Here is a 23475-nt window from a genome sequence, read left to right on the forward strand (position 1 = left end):
GTATTGAAGGAGCGTTTCAATGGAAATCATGACTGATGGGCATAGGGTGACTACTACCAACCGCTACGCCAAGTGCATCGCTGCATCCAAGCGCGTCCGCTGGGACATCGACCGCGACGTAATTCGCGGCCGAAGCTTCGATTTCACGAAGAAGTTTTTGCCAGACGCTCTATCAAAGGTCGATTCTCTCGCCTTTCTCGGTCACGACGAGCAGCGTCTGCTCAGCCAGATTCAGGGCCGTACGTACGCGAACATGTTCGGTCTCGTCGAACGCTTCATCGCGGCGAAGGTACTGGAGATGAGCGGCCCATACCGACTCGGCGATCAGAGCGCGCTTGAAGCACTTGTCCGGTTCAGTGATGAGGAAATCAAGCATCAGGAGCTATTTCGCCGCATCGAGCGCATGTGCGCCGAAGGCATGCCAGCTGGTTATTCGTTCTTGCCGGACGCAAATAGTGTGGCCTCGTTCGTCCTCGCAAAGTCCACCTGGGCAGTGCTCGCTCTAACCTGTCACATCGAACTCTTCGTGCTCGCGCACTATCGAGGCAGCATCGACGGCGACATGAATTCCTCTGAACTATGGAAAGACGTCTTTCTCTATCACTGGCGCGAGGAATCACAGCACGCGATTCTCGATGAAATCGAATGGCAACGCGAAGATGCGAGGCTTTCGCCTGAAGAACGTGACGCAGCTGTCAACGATCTGATCGAATTGGTCGCCGCCGTGGACGGCATTCTGCAAACTCAGGCTAATGCGGACGCAGACTACTTTGCGATGATCTGCCCACGATCGCTGTCGATGGCTGACAAAGATTCCGTGCGCATCGGCCTGCTTGCCGCTTACAGGTGGCAATACATCATTTCCGGAGTGCAGGAGCCCCGCTTCAGTCAGGCTCTCAGTAGCATGATCACCGGGAGCCAGCTATTCAGAATCGAAACTGCGATGGCACCGATCATGAGCTAGCGTGCGCGATATTAGCGGCTGCGAACTACACGTTCGCAGCCGCTAAGCATCGTGAGCTTCGCGACGAAAAGGCGGAGCCAGAATCGCTGGAAACAGCGTTAGCAGCACCGTGCCCCCGGTCAAGGCTTCCTGCTGGAAACGCGCCATGTCGGGAAAAGCTGCCACGCCCACGCTTGCCGGCAATGGCCCGTTCGATTCAGAAAGGCACCTTCGTGGGGTGGTATAGACTCAACTCACGCTTCCGCCGTACCCTGGCGGACGATTTCGACGCGAGGTGCATCATGATCCGATTCCTGGCTGCCGCAATACTCTGCGGATTAACGCTAAGCATGTTCGGTTGCGCCGGCCCGCAGATGGGTGCCGACAATACGCATCGTTTCAACAGCGATCCCTACAACTACGAGTTCAGTCGAAACCTTTAGCGCGTTTCCGGCGCGGCGTCCCAGCCGCCAGCCGGCCGCGACACTTGCCAGGACGGTTGGCGCCCGCTGGGGGAGGGCGATTTCATGCGAGGCCGGGTTCAGCCCGGCCAGCCTACTGCGTTCCTACCACCTTCCCGCTGCGCCTCTCCATCGGCTTGCCGAATCCGCCAGCGCTCCCCGCGGACTTCCAGGCCTGTCCCCCCCGCACCCTGCTCGTGAACCTGCCCTCCTGACCCGCCCCGGTTCCGCATTCCGGACACCTTTCCAATTGGCGGGACGATTGGGTTAGCGCTTTCCCAGCGCGAACCCATACCCTTGCTGCGCCGGTGCAAGACCGTGCAAGAACCATATCGTCAAACAGGACGGAACAGCGAGGAGAAACGCATGAGAAGAATGGGAGCGCTCTTGGTAGTGGCGGTGGCAGCGGTGCCGGGCATAGCGGCGGCACAATCGGGGGTGACCATTTTTGGCGTAGCCGATCTCTACACCGAGTATGTCAAATCCGGGGCAAATCATGTCGCGCGGGTCGAGGACGGCGGGCTGTATCAATCGCGCTGGGGCTTGCGGGGCAAGGAGGAACTGGCGCCGGGACTGTCCACGGTATTTACACTGGAGACCGGCCTTGCACTGGACAGCGGCACCGCCCAGCAGGGAGGACGCCTGTTTGGCCGCCAGGCCTGGGTCGGCCTGAGCAGCAAGGACTGGGGTGCGCTGACGCTTGGCCGGCAGAACACGCCGATCTACTACATCGAAGGGCAGGCGTCGGCCTTCGGCTTCTCGCCGTATGGCCCGCTCGGTCGCCTGCAGAACGGCGGCCCCGCAGGCAGCAGCCTGACCGCGCGCGCAGACAATTCCATCAGGTACGAAAGTCCCGAACTTGCCGGGCTGCAGGGCAGCGTAATCTATTCATTCGGCGCCGAGCGGACCAGCGCGCCACGCGACGCCGACCGGCTGGCGGCCGGCGGGCTAACTTATGCTCGCGGTCCGCTGTGGCTGGGCCTTGCCTACGAACGCACCTACAGCATCGGCGCGGTAACGGATGCCGACCGCGACGAGCGCGCGATCGGCGCCACCTACGAATTCCCTTGGGTGAAGTTGTTCGCCAACGTACGCCAGGCCACGCGATGGGTGCCAGGGCAGGCGACTCTTAAGGACCGCGGTTTCCACGTCGGCACGACCATTCCCGTGGGAGGCGCTGGACTGGTACTGCTGGCATACGGCATGCAGCAATCGGTCGGCACGCCGAACCGCGGCCAGCAGGCTTCGATCGGCTACCAGTACTCGATGTCCAAGCGCACAACGCTCTATGCCAACGCCAGCAAGATCTGGAACACGAACAAGGCCAACTACACATTCTCGAACATCCCCAATGAGGTCACGGCAAGCAGCGTGTCCGACCCGCGCGGGGTCATGATGGGCATGCGCCATCTCTTCTGATGTGCGCACGGACGTGCGCACCGGCCGGTCGCCGTTGCCGGCCAGGTGCCGGCGCGCCGCGATCCCGTCAAGCATAGGAGAATCCATGAAGCGCTTTACTCTCGCCGTGGCCTTCGGGCTGCATCTGTTCTGCGCGCCGATCGCATCTGCGGCAGGCGTAACCCAGCTGCAGACCCTGGGCGCGGACGCCGCGGTCCGGCTTACTGATGCCGCCAAACGGTTTGCCGAGGACCGAAAACTTGCCGTCAGCATCGTCGTGGTCGACGTCTCCGGCCACTTTCTCAGCGGCGTGAGAATGGATGGCGCCCCGTTTGCGACCTTTGACGTCGCGCGCGGCAAAGCCATCGCCTCGGCGGCAACGGGAGGCGCCTCCGGCGCCGAGCTCGTGAAGCGCTATCAGGCCAATCCCATCGTCTTCGGCCAGATGAGTTCGCTGGTCTATGGCGGGCCGGTCTTTCCGTCGCAAGGTTCCCTGGGCATCTACGTCGGTGGCCGGCTGGTCGGGGCCGTCGGCGTCAGCGGGGGGCCATCGGACGTGGACGAGGAGATCGGGCGCCGCGGCGTGGTCGCGATCGGTGCGACTGAGGCACCCTGAGTGGTGCATGCGCCTGGGCGCATCGTTCATGCTTGCGTCATGGTCGCGCCTGCCGGCGTATGACACCGGCAGGCGCGCTGTGGGGGCACGCCAGGGCGTCAGGGCTCACTACGGCTCTGGATGTCCGACAGGAAGCGCTCGATCCGCGTGGCGAGGTCCACCGGCGTCTCGTCCATCGGATAGTGTCCTGCGTTGCGGATAACGTCGATGGCCAGATCGAGGAATGCTTTGCCGTACGTCTGCTCCATGATGTCAGCAGTCAGCGACGGGTCGTGCTCACCGACCAGCAGCAGCGTGGGAACGCTGCTGCCGGCAACTTCAGCAGAGAAGTCGGTGTCGGCCCATGCCCGGAAGTAGGCGGCAAACGCGTCGGCATCGGCATGCTGCGTCGAGGCCCGGACCATCTTTTCCACCCAATGCCGGCTCAGGCGTTTGCCCGTCGAATTGTCGAGGACCGCGATTCTTGCCGCGAGCTCGCCGGCGGCACGTTCGAACAGAGCGCGTGCTGGCTTGTCGAACGGCACAGGCGTAGGCGGTACTGGTGTGACGCCGACCATGGCCGTGACGCGTGCAGGGGCCAGCATGGCGACGGCCTGCATGGCCTTGCCTCCCATGGAGTGCCCGATCAGCGAGAAGCGCTGCCATCCCAGTTCGTCACCAAGCGCCAGCACGTCGGCGGCGATCTCCCGCATGTCGAATCTGCCCTGGATCCCTCGCCGGGAACCATAGCCTCGATAGTCGATGAAGGCGTAGGTGAAGCGGTCGCCGTCGAGCACGTCCACAAAGGGCCCCCATCCGCGTGCATGGCCGAACCAGCCGTGCAAGGCGATGACATGGTTCGGGCCGTTGCCGATGGTGACCACGGCGCCGTCTTGGTTGTAATGCATTGCGTTTCCTCCGGTCGTCGATGTGGCGCTCCATATTGCATGAGGAGCTGCGGCGCGAGCGGAGTGCCTGTCAAGTTCTTGGACAATCCGGTAAGCAGGCGCCGTGCGGCGTCTGCGATCGTCGGCCAGCGTACCGCAATACCGCAGAACGGAGGACGTTTTGGTAAACGGCTCCCCAAATGGGGAAGCGCCTTGTGTCCGAATCAGTAGAGTATGAGCCCGGGCTGACCCTGTCGCCCACGCATCGCGATTCACAAGGAGACAAGAGTCAATGCAAAGCCGGAAGCCTCCGTCATTCCTGACCGCCCCTCGGCGCGTGGCCACGCTTGCCGCCATCACTGCGGCCATCACCGCCACACTCGCCGTGGCTGTCGCAGGCCTGCGGCCCGTCGCCGCCAACGCAGCGGCAGCGGACACGAATATACAGGCCAGCTGGAAGCCTTCGAAGCCTATCGTCTTCATCGTGCCGTTTCCGCCGGCAGGCATCAACGACGTGCTGGCCAGGGCCTTGGCGCAGCGCCTGTCGAACGCGCTGGGACAACCAGTCGTGGTGGAGAACCGGCCGGGCGCCAGCGGCAACATTGGCGCGGAGGCGCTCGTGCGCGCGGCGCCGGACGGTTACACGATCGGCATCCTGAACAGCATCCACGCGGTCAACGCTGCCTTCTACCGCAAGCTGCCCTACGATGTGACGCGCGACCTGGTACCTGTGGCGCCGCTGGGCGAGTCACCGCTGGTGCTGGTTACGAACCCGCACACGCCATACAAGTCCGTCCCCGAACTGATCGCCTATGCCAAGGCGAATCCCGGCAAGATCAACTATGGCGGCCCGACCAGCTATCCGCTCGAAATGATCAAGACGATGGCCGGTGTCGACATCACCAATATTCCTTACAAGGGCAGCGGCCCGACGATCAACGACATGATCGCCGGCCACATCGACCTGGCGACGGGACCGCTGCTGGAGTACATGCCTCATGTGAACTCCGGCAAGCTGAAGCTACTGGCCGTCGGCACCGCGAGCCGGCTCAAGGCTCTGCCCAACGTGCCCACTGTGGCCGAGAGTATTCCCGGCTACGACACTACCGTCTGGTATGGCGTGTTTGCCCCCAAGGGCACGCCGGCGCCCGTGGTCGAGCGGCTGCGCGGCGAGATCCACGCCATCATGAGCGATGCCGGGATCCGCGCCAAGCTGACCGGCCTGAGTGTTGACACCGCCTTCAGCCAGACCGGCGTGACCGGCCTGAGCACCCGTCTGACCAGCGAAACGCAGCGCGCGCACCAGATCGTCGCCAAGACCGGTGGCTACCTGAACTAGGTCGGGCAATGCCTTGTTGTGAGAATTCCGACGTGAAACATCCCATGGAGCGCCGCCGGCTGTCTGCCTGCATGCTCGCGTTGTGCGCGCTGGCCGTGCCTTCGCTGGCGCAACCGGCACCGGAGGCAGGCGAATCACGGCCCGCGCGGCTGATGGTGGAGCAGGTCTGCGCGGCATGCCACGGCAACACTGGCCAGAGCACGCAGAAGGAATATCCCAGCCTGGCGGGCCAGAACGCAGACTACCTGTTCAAGCAACTGCGGCAGTTCAAGGCCGGTGCCGGCGAGCCAGCACTGCGCCAGGACGCCACGATGGCCGCCGTGGTGCAGAGCATGAGCGAGACGGAGATGCGCGAGGTGGCGCGCTACTTTAGTCGCCAGCCACCCGCGCGCGGACAGGCCGCCTTGCCGCACCTGGTCGAGGCGGGCAAGGCCATCTACTGGAAGGGCAATCCGTCCAATCGGCTGCCGGCCTGTATTTCATGCCATCGGCCGAAAGGGGAAGGCATCGCGCCCGACTTTCCGCGCATTGCCGGCCAGCAGCCGGAATACGTGGTCAGGCAACTCCACGCGTGGAGATCCGGCACGCGTGGCGGTCCCGGCAAGTTGATGAGCCTTCTGGTGCCGTTGATGACAGACGAGGAGATCGTCGCAGTTGCGCAGAATGTGGCGCAACTGCACTGAACTGATGTGCTGCATTTCGCCGTCCAGCGGGGTGGTGCCGCGGACGGCCCAATCGAAAGGAACCAAAACGATGATGATCGACAGGAGACATTGGCTGAAGGCTGCCGGCGCCCTCGGCCTGGGAGCCGCGTCGCTGAAGGCGGCGGCGCAGGTGACGGCGGGGCGGAACACGCCGCTTGCTGCATCGGACGCCGCTTCGCTCCCCATAGTCAAACCGGGCAAGATCCACCGGATCGAGTCCGCCACCGAGACCGTGCGCGTCGGCATTCTCGACCCCAAGGCGGCGCCGGTCGCCAGCATCGAGTCGGGCGACCTAGTGATGTATCCCAATACCTGGGTCAACTGGGCCAACGGCGCCTCGTACGGCATGAGCTACGAGGATCGCGAACCCGTGCGCAAGCGATTTCCGCAAGGGCCGTACTCGAACGTCGGGCCAGTGGAACTGCGCGGGTCGATGCCCGGCGACGTGGTGGAGTGCCGCATGGTCAAGCTGCGCCCGATCGGCTGGGGATGGAACTCGGCACCAAAAGGGGTCGGTGCACTGCCGAACGACTTTGCGAAGCCGTACCTGCGCTATTTCAAGTTTGACGAGAGCCGGCAGTACACCGAGTTCGCGCCGGGTATCCGCATCAAGCTGGCGCCATTCCAGGGCGTGATGGCGGTGCAGCCCGCCGGCGACGAACCGGTCAGTGGCATCCTCAGCGGTCCGTATGGCGGCAATCTCGTGTTGCGCGAGCTGGTTGAGGGTACGTCACTGTTCCTACCGGTGCAGCGGCCGGGCGCGATGATCTGGACCGGCGACTCGCATGCCGCCCAAGGCGACGGCGTGGTCAATCAGACCGCCATCGAAACCGCGATGGAGGACATGCAGATCCAGTATTTCCTGCACAAGCAGCGGCCCTTGGCCCTGCCGATGGCGGAGACGCCCAGCCACTGGATCATTCTCGGCTTCGGCAAGAATCTCGACGAGGCGCTGGTCGCCTGCCTGCGGCAGATGCTCAACTGGGTGAGCGCGGCGACCGGCATGGATCCGCATGACGTGTACTCGCTCGCTAGTATCACCTCGGACTTCCGCATCACGCAGTACTCCAACCAGACGGCTAGCAACTACACGTCGATTCCGGCCAAGACCGTGCACGGCATGCTGCCCAAGGCGGTATTCGACGCGGTCATCCAGGACAAGCTGTCGCGCTCGCTGCGCGGCTGACCGGCAGCGGATGCCGGGCGGCGTGGGGCGCCTCAGTCGCCGTGCGCGCCGCCCGGCATGCCGGTGCGGCGGAACTCCGACGGGCTAAGCCCCAGGTGCTGGACGAAAAAGCGCGTGAAGTGTCCTTGCGCGCTGAATCCGAGTTGGTGTGCCACGTCCCCGATGCTGGCATGCCGTTCCGCCAGCAGGCGTGTGGCGATGCCGATTCGGATCCAGTCGAGGTATTGCTGCGGCGAGATGCCCATGCAGGCCTTGAACTGGTGGAAGAGCCGGCTGCGGGACATGCCCACCGCGCTGGCGACCGTTTCAACGTTGGGGTTTTCCCCGGCGTGGCTGCGTATGTACTCGGTCGCGCGCTTGATCCGGTAGTCCAGCGGCCTGGTGTTTGCCAGCACTTCGGTCATCGACCGCCGCTGAAGATGGCAGGCCGACACCCTGCGCGCCAGATTCGCGACGGCGGCCTCGCAATCTGCCGAGCCAATTGCCGAATCGTCGGCCAGATCCCGAGCCAGGCAGGTACCCAGCGCCGTCAGCGATGTGACGGTATCCGCATCCATGCGCACCAGCGCTTTACTGAAGTGCAGGCCGCCGGCAGGATTGTCGACGCCGAGCGTGCGCCCGAGCCATTCCGGCTCCAGCAGCAAGGCGAGCAGCAGCGAAGGCGAGCCCTCCTTAGCGCTCTTCGCATGCGTCGACCAGGGATTGATCAGCAGCGCGCAGCCGTCGGTCAGTGTCGCCGGTTGGCCGTCGATCTTGAATGTCGCATCTGTGCCGCCGATCTTGAAGATCAGATGGAACTCCGCATGCGCATGCGCGACGAGCGGCCCCGATATCCGATGGAGGGTGGCACGGCCGAAGCTGCCGTGGACGATGCGTATCTGGCGGTCCTTTGCCATGCAAGTTGTCTCCTCAAGCAAGCCAAGGGGGAATCGTGCCGATGCGCTGCAGGTGGCGGAGCGCGATTTCACTTTCAGTCAACCGGCGCCCGACCAATCGATGCCGAAGAAGTCGTACAGGAGACAGAGGACCCGTCAGTTCCACACGCTTCGGCGAATCACTCGATAACCCCCAAAAAGTGCAAACGTTTGCATTCGGTCAGGATTATGTCATGTGTGTGGCAGCCGTCAAGGGAAAGACAGTGCAGTCCCGTCGATTCGGCCGAACGTGAAACAAGGTCCACACGGGAAGGGGAACGGGCAGGGCGTTGCTAACGATTCCTCGGCGCGCCTGCAGGTGACTTTCCGGCCACGCTACGCCCAGGGGGCGCGGATGCCAGCCTGGCTGGCAAGTGCCTCCAGCGCGTCAGCAGTCACAGGCGCCAAGGCAATCCCGTTCGCGCCGCGCTCCCGGGCTTCGGCGTAGCCGCGTTCTCCCGGCAGCCGCGGAGGACCTTCGACAGAGGCCGGCAGGTTGTGGATGGCCCCAGCGAGCTCGGCCAACTGCGCTTGAAACAGGGAAGGGTCCACCACCTGGGCGATATCGATCACGAGCAACCACGCGTTCTGCGTGTGGCGATGACCGGCAGCGGGGGCCAGCAGCGTGGGTGCCAGGATCGGATGGTTGGTCAGCAGGCTGCAGGCGATCTCGGCCATCAGCGCGAGGCCCGACCCTTTCGGGCCGCCCAGTGGCAGCGGCGTTGTCGCCTGGCGCGCGTCCGTGGTGGGATTACCCATGGCATCGATGGCCCAGCCCGGCTCGAGCGGCCGGCCGGTGGCCCGAGCCTGCATCAGCTTGCCGAAGGCAACGGCTCCCGAAGCCATGTCGAACACGATCGGCTCGCCTAGCCCCGGGCAGGCCATGGACAGCGGAGCAGTTGAGACGCCCGCCACCGAGGCGCCATGGTAGGCCATCAGCGGTGACGAAGCGGCCATTGCCATGGCAAACATTCCTGCACTGGCCACATGCGCGGTGTGAAAGCCGAGCGCGCCGGTATGCGTTGTCTCCCGCAAGAGCACCAGGCTCGCCCCGGCCTGGCGCGCCCCGGCGATAGCTTGCCCGGCGGCAATGCGCATGCCCAGCGCACCGGCGCAGCGATCGCCCTCGACCACGGTCAGGGCTGGCAGGCTTAGCCCCGGGCGCGGTTGTGCCTGGCCATTCATGTCGCCCGAGGCCAGCCACGCAGTGTACTGCGGGATGCGCGAAACCCCATGTCCGGGCGAACCGCGCAGGTCAGCCCATACCAGGCTCTCCGCCACCAGTGAGGCGCCAGGTTCGTGCAGCCCGGCCGATGCAAGTAGTGCCTGTGCGAAGGCTTGCAGCCCGGCTGCGCTGATCATGGTCGAGGGGCGCGCAGTCATGCGGCCCCCAAAGACGCCTGGCGGGCCGGGAAGAACTTGTGCAGCCAGTCCGTGACCAGGTTCAGGACGGCCCGGTTGTCATCGGAGAAGATGAAATGATCGATCTCCGAGAACAGATGCAGTTCGGCCGGCATCCTGGCGTTGCGGAACAGCCCGATCGACTGGTCTGTAGGGGTGACCGAGTCGTCCGCCGGATGCAGCAGCAGGAGCGGACGCGGGGCAATGTTGCCGACCACTGCGTTCGGCCGAAAGCGCAGCATGCTTTCGACCACCTCGAACGGGAACTCCATGAAGCTTCCCGCAGGCAGACTGCTGCGCATCTCGGGGGGAATGGGCACGATGTCAAAGCGCGAGACCTGCATCGACTGGCCCGTGGCCAACCGGGCACGGCCTTCTTCCACCATTGCCTCGAAGCGCTGCCAGGCGGCCGAACCGGCATGCTGCTGACGCAGCTTTACTTCCCCATCGCCCCATCCGGCCGATGAGATGCAGGCCACGATGCGAGGGTCAACGCCAGCCGCATAGACCGCCACGGCCGCACCGAAGCTGTGACCCATCACAGCAATCTTCGCGGGCTCCACTTCGGGCAGGCTCTGCAAGTAGCTGACCGCGTTGCGGGTGTCGCTCACCTGGTCCTCGCATAGTACCTTGCCGCGCGCACCTTCGCTGTTACCGCAGCCCCGCATGTCGAAGCGCAGGACCACATAGCCCAGCGACGAAAACAGGCGCGTTGCCAACTGCACCATGCCGTCGTCCTTGTTGCTGCCGAACCCATGGAGCACGGCGATAGCGGGACGTCGCTCGCCTGCGGCAAGATCGGGGGGTAAATGCAGGGCTCCGGCCAGGCGAAGCCCGTCGGAGTCAAATTTCACAACCGTGTGCACGCTCATTTCTCCAAGTTTCGTGGCACACGATGTTGTACGAAATCCGCCTTCCGATGGCTGCCCAAGCATCCACTGACTTACCCGATCGTCCGCTTACTTGAGAGGGAGAAAAAGATGGAATGAACGCGCCCCCGCCCCCACGAAGCGGGAGCGGTTCCATTTAGATCTGGGAAGCGAGGCAGGTAGGCGTGCCCCCTCATCATGAAACGGCATCGCTGTGCCAGAGTGGGGAGTGCCTTTCCTTACAACCAGCAGGCCACCGCCAGCGGGAAGTATTAAACCGGCACGGTATCTGCCAGCGTCACCTTGGCTATTCCAGGAAGACGTAGTCCGCCCGATACGGCATGCGATTCTCCAGTCCCTCCTGTGTGCAGGCCTGAGGGAGGGCTTGTCCGCCTAGCGTATTCAGCCGTTGCACGTAACGCGTCCTCGCAAGCAGGCCAGTTCCGCCGGTGCTCGTTGCCTGCAATAGCAAGAGTGGAATACTGTCCGGCTCCTGAGCATTGGGCGTCTGTCGTAATACCTTGCCGGTCACCTTGCTGCCGTCAGGCGCTTCCCAGGTTGGCCCAGCGTAGTGTTTGACGACGAGTTGTCCGGTGTCATCCTTCAGGGTTGCTTCCGGGGCCAAAAAGCTCCATAACAACCGGCCGTCGTTCGCACGCTTGCACTGATAAATCTGTACACCGGATGCGTGCAGCACCGCGATCGTTCCACGCGCGTCGGTGGGTTGGAGTTCGGGCGGAGCCGATATCCTCGGTGTGGTACACGAAACGAGCACGCCTGCCATGCAGAGTACAGTAAGATTCGCTTTGCGAAAATGCCGAGAACCTTGCGACATTTGGCCTCCTTACCTTAGCCCATGGGAGGATAGTACTTCCCGAGCCACGTTGCCAGTTGCGTCCGCGCGGGTCCGGACGGTGCCGGCCCGCGGGTGGAGACCATCGGCGAACGAGTCCCGGCGCCCACATGCAAGCATCCGGCGGCTTGCTCTTCGGTAGCGGCGGTGGTGAGAGCGCCGGCACGGGCGCTTCTGGCCCAAGAAGGGGCCTTGGCCTGGGCTATAGGGGCGTCTCTTCCCGACCGAGGCCGGTGGAAACGTCTCTCGAATCGCACCAATGCGCGTCCCCTCCGGGGCGTAGCCTGTCTTATCGAATTTTCGGCTAATCCGGTCGTGGGCGGCGTCGGAACGGGTGCGAACAGCGCTAATGGGCCCCTGAGCGTGGTCGTCAGCCCCATTTTTTGGGCGCAATTGGGTGCTTACGCACCCACCAGGCGCATGGCCTTCATTGTTTTCGAGAACCCGAGAATTCGAAGGACGCGCTTCAGGTTGTACGCCAGAACATGCAGGCTCATTTCAGTTCCTACATTCGGTAGCGTGCGCGTCAAGAAGTGCGTGTAGCCCATCCAATGCTTGAAGGTTCCGAAGACATGCTCGACGGTTCGCCTGCGAACCTTCATTGCATCCGGCGTCTTGTCGAGCCGGCGCTGGACGGCCTCCAGCACTGCCTCATGCTCCCATCTGGAGATGCGCCGGTACGGACTCGGCGTGCATTGAGACCGCATGGTGCACTGAGGACAAGCACTACTCCAATAGCGGCGTAACTGCAGTCCATGCTCTTCTCTGGTGAAGCGGTATATCGCACGTTCGCCGGCGGGACATTGATATTCGTCGTCTCGGGCAATGTAGATGAAGTCCGCCCTATCAAATCGACCTCCCGCCTTCGCGCTGGACGTCGTTGGCTTGGGCAAGATGGCAGCAATGCCCGTATCCGCGCACGCCCTGATCTCCTGCGCACTGAAGTAGCCACGATCAGCTATGGCTTTAAGCCTGGTCTTACCCATCGCATCGCGAGCGGCTCGAGCCATCGAGCTGAGTTGCGCCCGATCATTGCCAATATTGGTGACCTCATGAGCGACGATCAGATGGTGCTTTGCATCTACGGCCATCTGTACGTTGTAGCCGACCATTCCAGAGCCCTTGCCACTTGTCGCCATCAAGCGCGCATCCTGGATCGGTCATCGAGATCTGACCATCTGGCAGCGTCTTGAGCTCTTGCTTTATCTGGTCAAGGCTATGCACCTGCTGACGCAGTTGCGCAATCTTCTCGCGCAGTCGAGTTGTCTTGAGTTCTATCTCCGCCGGCTGCGTGCGATCCGCAGTCTCCAGCGCGCTCAGATACCGCTGGATGCTTTCCTCGATTTGCTGCTGGCGCTTGTCGACCTTGCCAGCAGTGAAATTGCGGTCCCGAGTATTGACTGCCTTGAACTTGCTACCGTCGATGGCGACCAAGGCCTGCGAGAACAACTTTAAATCGCGGCACAGAACTACGAAACGACGGCAGACATTGCGAATGCCCGTGCTGTTATCCCTGCGGAAGTCTGCAATCGTCTTGAAGTCCGGCGCCAGTCGGCCGGTCAGCCACATCAGCTCTATATTGCGTTGGCATTCGCGTTCTAGACGGCGGCTGGACTGGACCCGGTTGAGGTAGCCATAAATGTATATCTTCAACAGGACGGCAGGATGATATGAGGGGCGACCTGTAATCGAAGGATTGGCACCTTCGAACCCGAGCGACTCGAGATCCAACTCTTCAACAAACGCGTCGATGATCCTAGCGGGGTTATCCTCGGCGATGAAATCATCGAGGCATTCTGGAAGCAGCGTAGCTTGCTTGCGGCCTTCTCCCTCTATGAATCGCTTCATCCGGTCCCCCAATCTGAATGCGTTGATCCAGTCTAGGTGATCGAGACGTTTTCACACACCCTCGACCCAATGTTGCCACTGGGCCGTGCGCATCGCCAACGGCAGCTTCCCAGATACAACAGTCATCCGCTCGGCCACTTCGGTAATCGAGGATCTGGAGGCAATAGACTCAGAATTGCCGGGAAGCGACGGTTGCCTCGGAGATCCATAGAGCACTCATCGGCCTTCACGAACGGAACGGACTGGAAGGCGCAATCGACCTGAGCGATCGCGAAACGCCCCGCATAATGACGCGGGGTGCCCCTTGTCTGTCGATAATCAGAGAAAGGTGTAGTGGTCAAGTTATTTCGGACAGGCAGATAGGTTCTTTTTCTATCGATTTCGCCTCGTAGGCAGCGGGCGACAGATACCCCAGGGTTGAGTGCAAGCGCACCGGATTATAGAAACCAACGATGTACTGGGTGATGTCGCGCCGTGCCTCGGCGTGGTTGGCGTATTGACGCTGCCACACGCGCTCCATCTTCAGGTTCAGGAAGAACCGTTCCGTCACCGCGTTATCCCAGCAATTGCCTTTTCGACTCATGCTGCAAACAATCTGATGGCGTGCCAGCAAGGTCTGATACTCCGCGCTCGCGTACTGGACGGATTCAACCGGTCGTCGCAACACTAGATTGTTGAACAGATTTTAGATAGTCGTCCAGGGCTTCGGCAGGTGTCTTCCAACCAAGCGTTTTTCGGGGCCTGGTATTCAGTGCATTGGCAACGGCCTGGATCTCTCGAGCGCTCCAACGGGATAGGTCTGTGCCTTTTGGAAAGTATTGTCGCAGAAGACCGTTCGTGTTCTCGTTCGTGCCGCGCTGCCATGGACTGTGCGGATCGGCGAAGAATACCTTTACCCCGGACTCGACGGTGAAGCGGGCGTGATCGGATAGTTCCTTGCCACGATCCCAAGTCAATGACCGCCACAACTGGGCAGGCATGTCGGACACCGTCTTCTTGAGCGCATTGGCCATCGTGACAGCTCCGTAGCCAGCCAGTGCGGGGCCATTCTTCGTCCGGGGAGTCGACCCATAGCCTTTCTCCCGAGGCAGGTGGACGAGCATGGTGAAACGGCTTGATCTCTCCACCAGCGTCCCAATAGCAGATCGGTTCAGGCCGATGATCAGGTCACCCTCCCAATGCCCTGGCACAGCACGATCCTGCGCTTCTGCAGGCCGGCTAGAGATCATCACATCCTCGCTAACATGCGCCCAGGCCTTGGCTTGTGCCCTGGCCCTCGGTACGCGCAACGCCCGCCCAGTGCGCAGACAGCTGACCAGCTCGCGCTTGAGAGCGCCGCGGCCCTGGATATAGAGCGCTTGGTAAATGGCTTCGTGAGATATGCGCATGGATTCATCATCCGGGAAGTCGATCTGCAGCCGATTGGAAATCTGTTCGGGCGACCAGCCATTGACCCATTTGCGGTCACCGCGATGCGGTTTGTTTCTTCCTTTGAACGGCGCTTGCCGAGGCCCAGAAATTTCACGGCCATCAGCGTCGCAAACCTTGCCCTCCAAACGATCTTGCACATAGTGGCGCAGCCGTGGGTTAGTCACCAATTTCGACGGTTTGGGTCTTTTGGCAACCAGTTCCGCCTTCCACTGCGCAACTGAAGCCCGATACTCAAGCTGGCCGCCACGAGTTGCAGCGTTACGCGTCAGTTCCCGGGAGACCGTTGACGGGCTGCGTCCGATACGGCGAGCGATCTCGCGTACTCCGACGCCTTGGAGCGAAAGTAGCCCAATCTCTTCTCGCTCCGCGAACGACAAGTACCTACCAGATATAGGGTTCGACATGAAAAGTGGCATACCGCCACGATAGCGGAACCAGCGCGCGCCTACTGCCTGCGATACGCCAACCGCCTCTGCTGCCTTCTCACTTGTAATGCCTGTTGCGATTTGCGCCCAGAATCGCCGCTCGATCTCACGCCGATGCGACGGTGCACCTGGAGAGCGCATCGCTCCTCGCCCTGTCAACTTCTGCATCCACCCCGCTGGCCGTCCCATAAACACCTCCTCGATTAAAGGTGTTGCGACGACCGGTTGAATCCGTCCTGACTGCCCCTATCCGAGTGCAGCACCAGTCCCGGCGCTGGCCTTCGCTGCTGCAGCGCCATGCTCAGTGCCGACATCACCAGGTCGGCCGGCATGGTCGGCGCCATCGACCAGCCCACGACCTTGCGCGAGTACAAGTCCAGCACGACCGCCAGATACAGCCAGCCTTGAGCCGTGCGGACATAGGTGATGTCCGAAGTCCAGGCCCGATTCGGCTCGGCCACGTCGAATTGCCGGTCCAGCACGTTCTCTGCCACTGGCAGCGTGTGCTTGCTGTCAGTCGTCGACACGAACTTACGCTTCCAGGTCGCGCGCAAGCCCGCTTCGCGCATCAGCCTACGAATCCGGTAGCGGCCAAGGCGCACCCCTTGTTCCCGCACCGCATGCATGACACGCCGGCTGCCGTAGCTGGCGCCGCTCGCAGCGAACGCCGCTTTGACGTGGGTCTGCTCCTGCAGAGTCTTCATGCTTGGCTTGGCGCGGCGGTGCGCATAGTAGCCCGAGCGGCTCACCTGCAATACCCGGCAGGCGTTACTGACCGATACGGCCTCCTGTTGCAAGTGGGCTACCACCCGGTAGCTCACTTCAGTTCCCGCGCAAAGAAGGCCGAGGCTTTTTTTAGCAAGGCGTTATCCTCGCGCAGTTGCCGATTCTCCGCCTCCAGTTGCCGGATGCGCTGCTGTTCCGCCGTCAGCGGCTTGCCCACGCCAGGCCCGCCGGCGCACTCTGCATCGTACTGCGCCATCCAGCGCCGAACGGCCGTCTCACCAAGCTCCATCGACCGGCAAACCTCGCTGACCGATAATCCTTGGTCTCGCACCATCCGTACTACTTCCAGCTTGAAGCTGGCGTCAAATTGTCGGCGCCTTCTTGTCATCTATCTTTTTTCCTCGTCGATTCCGGATTGTCCTCCTATCGACCTGTCCGAGGAAATTAGACCACCACAAGGTCGCTTTCGAATGGAAGCTTGAAATTGTGAGAGCTCTAAAGAGTGGGCGGACAATTCCACTATTTACAAGGAAGCTACTGCGCAGTAGGGTTCCTTGGGCGTAAGAGCGATGGCGAGCCCGGCGCCAAGACGATCTGGATCGGCATGCAGCGAACCATGGACGCCGCGCTCACCATTCAAGCGCTACGGGAAGAGCGTGATTTCTGCATAAGGAAATACCTTAAAGGCCCTCAAGCGTCTGGGCCGTGAGTAGCCATGCGACCAAGCGGTACTGTTCGACGAGGAAACCCTCGTTCGTGAACCATTCCGCGTAGGGCATCAGACGAACACCCTTCGTTCCAGGATCCTTAATCTGACTTGCCCCGGCTAGAAACAGTTGCTTGCCATCCGATACCCGCACCATCTCGGTACCGACGCTCATTGCTATCCCTCTGACATCGTTGGCGCCGACAGGGACGCTCAACGCATGACGCACTGTGATCTTCAGCTTGGCCGTGGCATGCGAGGCATCATCCGTTAGGCGATATCCCCTGATAGCCAGGTCTTGCTTTGCCTGACGTTCAATCAACTGAGAAAGGTTGGCTTGCGTGTCCAGTACGTGCTGGATACGGGAGATGGCCTCCGACGCCGTTGCGGGCACCTTTCCAGAAACTGTATCCACCTCGCGTGCATTTGGGCCGAAGACCGTAGCCTTGGATAGCTGAACAGGTTCCACGTAGACGGAGCCGATCGAGGCCTTCGTCTGTGGATCAATGGAGGACGCGGCGCAAGCGGCAAGAGCGGCTGCGGCAAGGGCAACAAAACTGCGGCGAAGCAATTTGACCTCCAAAGTTTAGAGTCGGCTAGGAATGCTGCACGCTACATTAGCATGAATCTGTGCGCGTCATTAGGCCATCAAAGTGATCAAGTGTGGGGACCTGCGGCTGCTGCGACGAGGAATACTTCTACCTGAAGGTCAAGGTTACCTTCCCTGGAGTTCCTCGTCGAACCGAAAGAAAGACCACGTCGCGCAGTGATGCGACGTGGCCGGAATTGCTATTTCCCAGAGGAGGAACGCTCGCGCAGAGCAGCAAAATGCTGGCATAAAAGTGAATCAAAAAGTGGTCGGCAAATTTGGAATCTATTGCGTAAAACACCCTACGATATTTTGATCTTTGAATCCATTCTTTGCCGCGCGTTCCTGCACCGAAGAACGTCGACATCTGCCAGGGCTCGATTTTCTCCGTCCAAATGCCCACAAAGCGGGTCTGGCGATCATAGAGTTGCTGCTCGATACCGTTGCCGCCCAAGGTAAGCCCTCTTCGCCGTACCCAACGATACGAACGAGCGCATCCTTGAGCCAGAAACCTTGCGCATATGCGTCGGTGCCCCACACTCGCGGTTACACTCGAATCCGAGGCCGCTGGCCATCGAATGTCCGTTAGCGTGGCGAATGCCGACGTTTGAGCGCCCGAGTAATCGCGCGGGCCAACGACGCTTCATGGCCGATATGCGTCAGCCCACGGGACAGACCAACCAACTCTGTACCAGCCCCAAAAAAATAACCGCAGCCGAAGCTGCGGTTATCCCACCCCACCGGAGCAACACCCCCGGCCACATCAGCTTCCCCACTCATTCCACCGGAAAAATCTCTGCCGCCGTTCGACGTTCGATCAAACTTCGCCTTGATCATCTCCACCAGGCACCGGATACCAAAGCAAGCATCCGAACATTCGCTTTCCACTTCCAACAGCGCCAGCACCCTGTCCAATCCAGCACTGATGCAATCCATGGATTCCCGAAATTCTTCCGGAATAGCGGCCAACACGGTTTGTTGTTTCGACGCGGTTTGTTCCTGCATTGCGAGCTCCTATCACAGTTGGAAGACCCGCCTGATACCTGCATTAAAAGGGTGGCGGGCCTGACAGCGGGGGTACCAATACCGGCTCATTCACAGAGTAGTCCGGCCAGCCTTGCGGCTGCCCCGCCCGGCCCGCCATTAACTGAGGGATGTGGGCGTACGACTGTGGCCGCTTGAGACGGCCATCTGGAATGAGATCCGGGTTGGTACACCCGATCACCGTTGTTTCGGTGATGGCTCTAGTGTTCCCATCTCTGTCGTCTGTGGCGATCAGACGATTCGCAATCTTCCGGCGCTTCGTTGTTAGGCAGTTACCTAGCGAATCCTGTCGAACCCACCAGCGGCCCAGCGCTCGGCGCTGTCGCGCGTCAGCCGAAAGTCGGGCCGCACCTTCACAGTCGCCAGCACATCGCCGAAGGAATCCTCAGCCGTGAGCGTGCCGAAGGGCTCGAATTCATCCGGCGTAATGACGAGCTTCACCATCACAGTGCCGGATTCAGACTCGATACTGACCTGCTTGTTGAGCTGCGCATGCAATTGCTGCTCATGCCGCCGGATAACCTCTGAAGCGGTCTTGACCAGCGTCTGGTGGGCGGTGGCATCCAGCGGCTTGGGATCGACCTTGTTTCGCCCCATGGTCCAGGGCCCGACCAGCGCGGGCTCGGCGCTGCCGTCGCGGATCATTTCTACTGCCCAGCCGTCGCCGTCTTCGTTCTTGATGACGCGGGCGGTCCAACCCTTGTCGCGCCAGAGGCGGGGTTCGTGGATGGCGGTGAATTCGTGCTCCGGCAGAGCGTCGTCGGTGTGGTGCATCAATCTCGTGGTACGGGTCGGGGAACCCGCGAGGATACTATAGGGGCCGGAGGAGAGGGCAGGCGGTGGCATACCGACACGCGTCACTTCCTCGATGCTCCGGCCCTCACCCCAGCCCTCTCCCGCAAGCGGGAGAGGGAGCGCGCCATTGGTTTGTCTGGAGTCTGTAGCACTTGCCAGCCGTTGGCGAATGGTGGACAGGTTTAGCCGCGGCCTGCTAGCGCCGGGTGAACATCGACTTCCTGATAATGGCGTGCACGCCCCAGTTGCCATTGACCACCTGCGTGATACCAAAATCCACCGCAACGGAGATCAGCGCGACCGCCTCGTCTTCACTCAGCCCCTTGACCGACATAAGGAAGCGGCGTGTCTTGCGGAAGGCGTCGCGCATGGCGTCGTCTAGGGTGGACTTCAGGTAGATGTGGCTCTGCGCCATCTGGCCCAGTTCAGCCAGGTGGTTCGGCGAGCTGAAGCCATGCAAAATCCATTCGTCGGCGGTTTCCACCAGCGGGTAGCTCAGGTCGGCGAAGGGAGCGTCGCGGTCGATCATGGTGCTCTTGTGCAGGATGAGCTGGAAGTCACCGGTGAGTGAGCATTCGATGGCCGTGCCGCACAGCTCGGAGTCTCCCTGGGAGGCATGGGGATCGCCAATCGACAGCAGGGCGCCCGGCACGGCTACCCTGAGATAGACGCTGGCGCCCCGGGTGACGCGCCAGTTGTCCAGGTTGCCGGCGAAGCTGGAGGGCGGGATGGAGTCGATCAGGCCGTCCTGCGCCGGCGCCACGGCGATGACGCCGAAGTGGGGGCGGACCGGTATCTCGATATCACGCAGCACGTCGTAGTTCTTGACGATGGTGTCGTGGTCGACTGGCACGCCGGGATAGTCGATGGTCGGGTGCAGCACGCCGAACGGATCGCGCTGCGGCGTCCAGCGGAAGTTGTAGACCGCGCGCGCACGGCTGTCGGCACGTTCGCAATCGATCTCGAAGACGGTGACCACTTCGCGCTCGCGCGGCTCGGTCAGCATGTCGCGATAGTGAAAGCCCCACCAGGTCGCGGCGTTGCTGCCGAAGGCCCTGCCGGCAAAGCGCGGGTTGCAGCACGGACGCGGGCGCACGTCGAGGATGCGCACCTCCAGCACATCGCCGGGCATGGCGCCGCGCACCGCGACCGGGCCGGTGCAGATATGCACGCCAAAGCCTTCGCCGGCGCCGCGGCCATAGACCGAGGCGTCGATGGGGCCCGCGCCGCGCCGGTTGACGTTCTTCTGCTCTGCGGTCCAGTGAAAGACGCTTTCTGCGCCGGCGTCGCCTTCGATCATGCGTTCCCGGTCGTCAGAGGCGTGCTGCGTCAGTGTTTCGATGGTGACGGTGTCGCCGGGCATGACCTCGAGCACGGGGGGCAGGTCGTGGCTGAGATAGCCCCAGTGCACGGTCTTGTCCGTGGCCTGCAGCCAGTGGTGTCGGCCTTCCGGGCGGGCGGCATGCGAGCGCGCCTGGGTGATGGGGACGATGGTAGGCGCCGGTTGCAGGCGCGCAGCAGGGACATCGTTCGCGGGCGCGCCAGGACTGGCGGGAGCACGTTTCGCATGGGCCGGAAGCCCGCGGGAGACATTCTGCGGTGGGCGATGCTCGGGCGTGTTCGCCGTCTGCTCACGGTAGGCGCGGGGCGAGAGCCCGAACTGTTCGCGAAACGCGTGGCTGAAGTGCGAAGGGTCGTTGAAGCCCCAGCGATAACAGATGTCGGAGACCGAGAGCTTGTCGTACTGGTGATTCGCCAGGTCGGCCCGGCATCGCTCAAGCCGGCTGGTGCGCAGGTAGGCGGAAAAGCTGCTGCCGGATTTCTCGAAGAGCTTCTGCAGGTAGCGGGCCGACATGCGCTCGTCCGCGGCGATGGCGGCGAGGCTGAGTTCCGGCTCGGCAAGGCGTGCGTCGATGCGGCTGCAGACGCGCGCAAAGACGGCCGCGCGCGAGGGCGTCATGTCCGGCGGTGCGCTGGGCTGGCTGTCGGCCAGCGCGGCGTCAAGGCAGGCGGTGATGGTGTTGTCGAAGGGCTGGATGGCCTTGGCGTTTGCGGACACGATGGTGTCGAAGCTGGCCGCCATGGACTGGAGCAGGCGGGCAAACAGTTCCGCCGAGTCGCCGCTCAGTACCAGCGCGGAGCGAGGCAAGGGGGCCGTGATGCGTGCGCTGAGCAATGCCTGGCCGATATGCACGATCAGCATCCGGAAGCTGGTAGCAAGGGCCAGCCTGCGGGCGGCGTGTTCCGGCACGCAGACCACCTGCCCCGGCCGCAGCGGTTCACGCAGTTCCGGCGCAGCGAGGTGCGCTTCGCCTTCGGTCAGCATCACCAGCATCAGGCCGCGGCCATCGCCGCTGGTGATGGCCAGCGTCTGGGGGACCGACGCAATGCAGGTCAGCTCGATGCCCGCGGGGGTGGTCCGGGACTGGATCGTGCCGTGCAGGGTGTGATCGGCGCACAGGCTTTCGCAATGCAGGCGTGCGGCGCGGAGTTCGTCACGCCAGGCTGCGCCGCGTCGGTTGCGTGGATAGGCTTCGGTGGAAAAACGCAAAAGGTGCAATTGAACCTCCCTGGCATCACGCTGCAACAGCGAAAACGGGCGGACATTGCTGTCCGCCGCGCATCCAAAGCACTACTTGCGAAGTCCAGGCCATCCGCTAGCCGAACAGCAACTGCCCCCGCATCGCCGCCACCAGTACGAACCCCGCAAACGTGCCAAAGATGGCGAAGATCCCGCCGAGCACGTTCGGGGCCGGTATCGGCGCACGTACCGCAGTGTAGATAACGCCAGTCACCAAGCCAACGGCTGCGGCCTGCAGCTCGGTGCTGCCCAATGCAATTTCGAGCATGTCATTCCCCAATCTCATGAATTGCGCGTGATTCAGCGGCTTTCCGGCGGTCGTCCGAAGGCGATGGTCCTGCGCCACGCGTGCACGATCAGATAGCCGATGTAGGTGAAGAGGATGGCGCAGATCCCGCCGGTGACGTTTGGCGCGGGGATCGGCAGGTTCAGCCAGGAATACAGGGTGCCGGTGACCAGGCCGACGATCAGTGCAACCAGCTCGTTGCGTCCTATGTAGACGTATTGCATGTGGTTCTCTCCCTTGGTGTTGCGTTGATGGCTCAGCCCTTGTCCTTGGGCGGAAAGATCGAACGCGGCATGGTGCAATGGATGCCCTGGGTGCCATCGACGACCTGCGTCACGCCGAAGTCAGCCGAGACGCTCATGAGCGAATAGGCATCGTCGCGCGAGAGTCCCTGTTGCTCGGTCAGCAGGTGGATCATGTCGCGGGCCGCGTTCTTGCCGGCTTCATCCAGGTCCTCGTGGAAGCCATGGACGACCCAGCAATCCGGCGTTTCCAGCAGCGGCGACGGGAAGTGGAAATCCTTGCGCAGGACCACCTGGAACAGGACGTTCAATGAGGCCTCGATGGCGGTGCCGCTGACTTCGCCGTCGCCTTGCGAGATATGCGGGTCGCCGATCGAGAACAGCGCGCCGTCGACCTGGACCGGGTAGTACATGGTGGCGCCCGCGCCGATGCGCCAGTTGTCGATATTGCCGCCATGCAGGCCGGGCTCGACGGTGGTGACGCGACCGCGCGCGTCGGGCGCGACGCCAGCGGTGCCCAGGTGCGGGCGCACGGGAACGCGTACGCCGGCCAGCGCGGGCTGCCGGCAGCATTCCCGGTCATCCACGAGCTTGCCGGGGATGGTCATCTTGCCGGGGTAGTCGAAGGCGTACAGGGCATGCGCGGTGTTGGAGCGCTGGTCCAGCTCATAGATGGTGACCCGCTCCTTCTCGAACTCTTTGTACAGCTGGCCCCAGTGGGCCGCGGCATTCGCCCCGAAACGGAAGCGCGGAATCATCTGCAGGTAGCGCACCTCCAGCACGTCGCCGGGCTTGGCGTCTTCGACATAGATGGGGCCGGTCATGATGTGCACGCCGGGGTTGCGGTCGTCGTGGGGAATCGCCCGGAAGATCTCGCGAATGGCGTCATCCATCATCAGGTCGGGGGCATCGCCGGCATGGTGGGTCACCGCTTCGGCGCGAATGAGGTCGCCGCTTTTCACGGTCAGGGCGGGCGCCTTGGCGGCATCGAAGTAGCCCCAGTGGACGGTCTCGGGGCGGGCGGGCAGGTCGTGCAGCATGTTGTCTCCATTGTTTTTTTGCAGCCGTATCCGCAGCCGTTCACCCGGTGAGCGGCTGGATTGATTGAGGTAATCAGGGACACTGGCTATGCGTGATGCTCATGAACCGCCGCGATTGAGAACGGCGGTTCGTGGCCAGGCAGGGTATGCCTGGTACCGCACGGCAGTCCTTCACGCGCCGCGCGGTGAGTCAATACTAGGAAGAGGGCGTT

21 protein-coding genes and 3 pseudogenes are annotated in these 23475 nt (G+C 62.4%); 7 read left to right on the forward strand and 17 right to left on the reverse strand.

The window, feature by feature from the left end:
- Positions 1 to 19: 19 nt before the first annotated feature.
- The 3 genes from CNE_RS20100 (at position 20) to CNE_RS20115 (ending at position 3418) form a co-directional block, all read left to right on the forward strand.
- Positions 20 to 964: a hypothetical protein gene (locus CNE_RS20100; RefSeq protein ID WP_013952112.1), complete on the forward strand. Its 945-nt coding sequence runs from the start codon at positions 20 to 22 to the stop codon at positions 962 to 964.
- An 806-nt stretch (positions 965 to 1770) separates the two neighbouring features.
- The gene (locus CNE_RS20110; protein ID WP_013952115.1) at positions 1771 to 2823 is read left to right on the forward strand and encodes a porin; all 1053 of its coding nucleotides are present in this window, start codon (positions 1771 to 1773) and stop codon (positions 2821 to 2823) included.
- Positions 2824 to 2908: 85 nt separating this feature from the next.
- Positions 2909 to 3418: a GlcG/HbpS family heme-binding protein gene (locus CNE_RS20115; protein WP_013952116.1), complete on the forward strand. Its 510-nt coding sequence runs from the start codon at positions 2909 to 2911 to the stop codon at positions 3416 to 3418.
- 98 nt (positions 3419 to 3516) lie between these two features.
- Here CNE_RS20115 and CNE_RS20120 read toward each other — a convergent pair whose 3' ends face one another.
- Positions 3517 to 4305 carry an alpha/beta fold hydrolase gene (locus tag CNE_RS20120; RefSeq protein WP_013952117.1) on the reverse strand — a complete coding sequence of 263 codons (789 nt, stop codon included), beginning with the start codon at positions 4303 to 4305 and terminating at the stop codon, positions 3517 to 3519.
- A gap of 271 nt (positions 4306 to 4576) precedes the next feature.
- Here CNE_RS20120 and CNE_RS20125 point away from each other — a divergent pair, with 271 nt between their 5' ends.
- From CNE_RS20125 to CNE_RS20135, 3 genes are all read left to right on the forward strand, one after another.
- On the forward strand, positions 4577 to 5623 hold the full coding sequence (locus CNE_RS20125; RefSeq protein ID WP_013952118.1) for a Bug family tripartite tricarboxylate transporter substrate binding protein: 1047 nt from the start codon (positions 4577 to 4579) through the stop codon (positions 5621 to 5623).
- A gap of 32 nt (positions 5624 to 5655) precedes the next feature.
- The gene (locus CNE_RS20130) at positions 5656 to 6306 is read left to right on the forward strand and encodes a c-type cytochrome (RefSeq protein WP_238553116.1); all 651 of its coding nucleotides are present in this window, start codon (positions 5656 to 5658) and stop codon (positions 6304 to 6306) included.
- 70 nt (positions 6307 to 6376) lie between these two features.
- Positions 6377 to 7513: an acetamidase/formamidase family protein gene (locus CNE_RS20135; protein ID WP_013952120.1), complete on the forward strand. Its 1137-nt coding sequence runs from the start codon at positions 6377 to 6379 to the stop codon at positions 7511 to 7513.
- Between the two features lie 32 nt (positions 7514 to 7545).
- On the opposite strand, the gene CNE_RS20140 is transcribed toward CNE_RS20135, so the two are convergent.
- The 8 genes and pseudogenes from CNE_RS20140 to CNE_RS42155 all read right to left on the reverse strand — a co-directional run.
- Positions 7546 to 8409, reverse strand: a complete 864-nt coding sequence (locus tag CNE_RS20140) for an AraC family transcriptional regulator (RefSeq protein ID WP_013952121.1) — start codon at positions 8407 to 8409, stop codon at positions 7546 to 7548.
- A gap of 354 nt (positions 8410 to 8763) precedes the next feature.
- Positions 8764 to 9810 carry an Ldh family oxidoreductase gene (locus tag CNE_RS20145; protein WP_013952122.1) on the reverse strand — a complete coding sequence of 349 codons (1047 nt, stop codon included), beginning with the start codon at positions 9808 to 9810 and terminating at the stop codon, positions 8764 to 8766.
- Complete coding sequence (locus CNE_RS20150; protein ID WP_041228544.1) at positions 9807 to 10700, reverse strand: alpha/beta hydrolase; 894 nt, start codon at positions 10698 to 10700, stop codon at positions 9807 to 9809. The genes CNE_RS20145 and CNE_RS20150 overlap by 4 nt, the downstream gene beginning before the upstream one ends.
- A 304-nt stretch (positions 10701 to 11004) precedes the next feature.
- Positions 11005 to 11532, reverse strand: coding sequence for a DUF3455 domain-containing protein (locus tag CNE_RS20155; protein ID WP_041228545.1), 528 nt, complete (start codon positions 11530 to 11532; stop codon positions 11005 to 11007).
- 419 nt (positions 11533 to 11951) lie between these two features.
- Positions 11952 to 13398: pseudogene (locus CNE_RS20160) on the reverse strand (IS1182 family transposase).
- Positions 13399 to 13735: 337 nt separating this feature from the next.
- Positions 13736 to 14038: pseudogene (locus CNE_RS20165) on the reverse strand (integrase core domain-containing protein); the annotation flags it as partial.
- Positions 14039 to 14045: 7 nt separating this feature from the next.
- Positions 14046 to 15422, reverse strand: a complete 1377-nt coding sequence (locus CNE_RS20170) for an IS30 family transposase (RefSeq protein ID WP_080569612.1) — start codon at positions 15420 to 15422, stop codon at positions 14046 to 14048.
- 68 nt (positions 15423 to 15490) lie between these two features.
- Positions 15491 to 16368 (reverse strand): annotated as a pseudogene (locus tag CNE_RS42155) (IS3 family transposase); the annotation flags it as partial.
- A 114-nt stretch (positions 16369 to 16482) separates the two neighbouring features.
- Between CNE_RS42155 and CNE_RS42160 the strand changes: the two are divergent.
- The gene (locus CNE_RS42160; protein ID WP_080569582.1) at positions 16483 to 16689 is read left to right on the forward strand and encodes an IS4 family transposase; all 207 of its coding nucleotides are present in this window, start codon (positions 16483 to 16485) and stop codon (positions 16687 to 16689) included.
- Here CNE_RS42160 and CNE_RS20185 read toward each other — a convergent pair.
- From CNE_RS20185 to CNE_RS20215, 8 genes are all read right to left on the reverse strand, one after another.
- The gene (locus CNE_RS20185) at positions 16661 to 17269 is read right to left on the reverse strand and encodes a hypothetical protein (RefSeq protein WP_041228546.1); all 609 of its coding nucleotides are present in this window, start codon (positions 17267 to 17269) and stop codon (positions 16661 to 16663) included. The two genes, CNE_RS42160 and CNE_RS20185, sit on opposite strands and share 29 nt — an antisense overlap.
- 115 nt (positions 17270 to 17384) lie before the next feature.
- Complete coding sequence (locus CNE_RS41040; RefSeq protein ID WP_148271644.1) at positions 17385 to 17729, reverse strand: hypothetical protein; 345 nt, start codon at positions 17727 to 17729, stop codon at positions 17385 to 17387.
- A gap of 131 nt (positions 17730 to 17860) precedes the next feature.
- Positions 17861 to 18280, reverse strand: a complete 420-nt coding sequence (locus tag CNE_RS41045) for a DUF1484 family protein (protein WP_063712351.1) — start codon at positions 18278 to 18280, stop codon at positions 17861 to 17863.
- A gap of 315 nt (positions 18281 to 18595) precedes the next feature.
- Positions 18596 to 19093: a hypothetical protein gene (locus tag CNE_RS20195; RefSeq protein ID WP_013952132.1), complete on the reverse strand. Its 498-nt coding sequence runs from the start codon at positions 19091 to 19093 to the stop codon at positions 18596 to 18598.
- Between the two features lie 217 nt (positions 19094 to 19310).
- A complete protein-coding gene (locus CNE_RS20200) occupies positions 19311 to 21674 on the reverse strand; it encodes an acetamidase/formamidase family protein (protein ID WP_013952133.1) in 2364 nt (787 codons plus the stop codon).
- Between the two features lie 97 nt (positions 21675 to 21771).
- Positions 21772 to 21963: a DUF1427 family protein gene (locus CNE_RS20205; RefSeq protein ID WP_013952134.1), complete on the reverse strand. Its 192-nt coding sequence runs from the start codon at positions 21961 to 21963 to the stop codon at positions 21772 to 21774.
- A 32-nt stretch (positions 21964 to 21995) separates the two neighbouring features.
- Entirely contained in the window at positions 21996 to 22205 is a 210-nt protein-coding gene (locus CNE_RS20210; protein ID WP_010812532.1) for a XapX domain-containing protein, read from the reverse strand.
- Positions 22206 to 22237: 32 nt separating this feature from the next.
- On the reverse strand, positions 22238 to 23263 hold the full coding sequence (locus tag CNE_RS20215; protein ID WP_013952135.1) for an acetamidase/formamidase family protein: 1026 nt from the start codon (positions 23261 to 23263) through the stop codon (positions 22238 to 22240).
- Positions 23264 to 23475: the final 212 nt, after the last annotated feature.

The organism is Cupriavidus necator N-1, assembly GCF_000219215.1.
Classification (GTDB): Bacteria; Pseudomonadota; Gammaproteobacteria; order Burkholderiales; family Burkholderiaceae; genus Cupriavidus; species Cupriavidus necator.

Excerpts from the sequence above, each read along its gene's own strand:
- CNE_RS20100 (WP_013952112.1), top strand. The coding sequence starts at position 20 with ATGGAAATCATGACTGATGGGCATAGGGTGACTACTACCAACCGCTAC.
- CNE_RS20110 (WP_013952115.1), top strand. The coding sequence starts at position 1,771 with ATGAGAAGAATGGGAGCGCTCTTGGTAGTGGCGGTGGCAGCGGTGCCG.
- CNE_RS20115 (WP_013952116.1), top strand. The coding sequence starts at position 2,909 with ATGAAGCGCTTTACTCTCGCCGTGGCCTTCGGGCTGCATCTGTTCTGC.
- CNE_RS20120 (WP_013952117.1), bottom strand. The coding sequence starts at position 4,305 with ATGCATTACAACCAAGACGGCGCCGTGGTCACCATCGGCAACGGCCCG.
- CNE_RS20125 (WP_013952118.1), top strand. The coding sequence starts at position 4,577 with ATGCAAAGCCGGAAGCCTCCGTCATTCCTGACCGCCCCTCGGCGCGTG.
- CNE_RS20135 (WP_013952120.1), top strand. The coding sequence starts at position 6,377 with ATGATGATCGACAGGAGACATTGGCTGAAGGCTGCCGGCGCCCTCGGC.
- CNE_RS20140 (WP_013952121.1), bottom strand. The coding sequence starts at position 8,409 with ATGGCAAAGGACCGCCAGATACGCATCGTCCACGGCAGCTTCGGCCGT.
- CNE_RS20145 (WP_013952122.1), bottom strand. The coding sequence starts at position 9,810 with ATGACTGCGCGCCCCTCGACCATGATCAGCGCAGCCGGGCTGCAAGCC.
- CNE_RS20150 (WP_041228544.1), bottom strand. The coding sequence starts at position 10,700 with ATGAGCGTGCACACGGTTGTGAAATTTGACTCCGACGGGCTTCGCCTG.
- CNE_RS20155 (WP_041228545.1), bottom strand. The coding sequence starts at position 11,532 with ATGTCGCAAGGTTCTCGGCATTTTCGCAAAGCGAATCTTACTGTACTC.
- CNE_RS20170 (WP_080569612.1), bottom strand. The coding sequence starts at position 15,422 with ATGCAGAAGTTGACAGGGCGAGGAGCGATGCGCTCTCCAGGTGCACCG.
- CNE_RS41045 (WP_063712351.1), bottom strand. The coding sequence starts at position 18,280 with ATGCAGGAACAAACCGCGTCGAAACAACAAACCGTGTTGGCCGCTATT.
- CNE_RS20195 (WP_013952132.1), bottom strand. The coding sequence starts at position 19,093 with ATGCACCACACCGACGACGCTCTGCCGGAGCACGAATTCACCGCCATC.
- CNE_RS20205 (WP_013952134.1), bottom strand. The coding sequence starts at position 21,963 with ATGCTCGAAATTGCATTGGGCAGCACCGAGCTGCAGGCCGCAGCCGTT.
- CNE_RS20210 (WP_010812532.1), bottom strand. The coding sequence starts at position 22,205 with ATGCAATACGTCTACATAGGACGCAACGAGCTGGTTGCACTGATCGTC.
- CNE_RS20215 (WP_013952135.1), bottom strand. The coding sequence starts at position 23,263 with ATGCTGCACGACCTGCCCGCCCGCCCCGAGACCGTCCACTGGGGCTAC.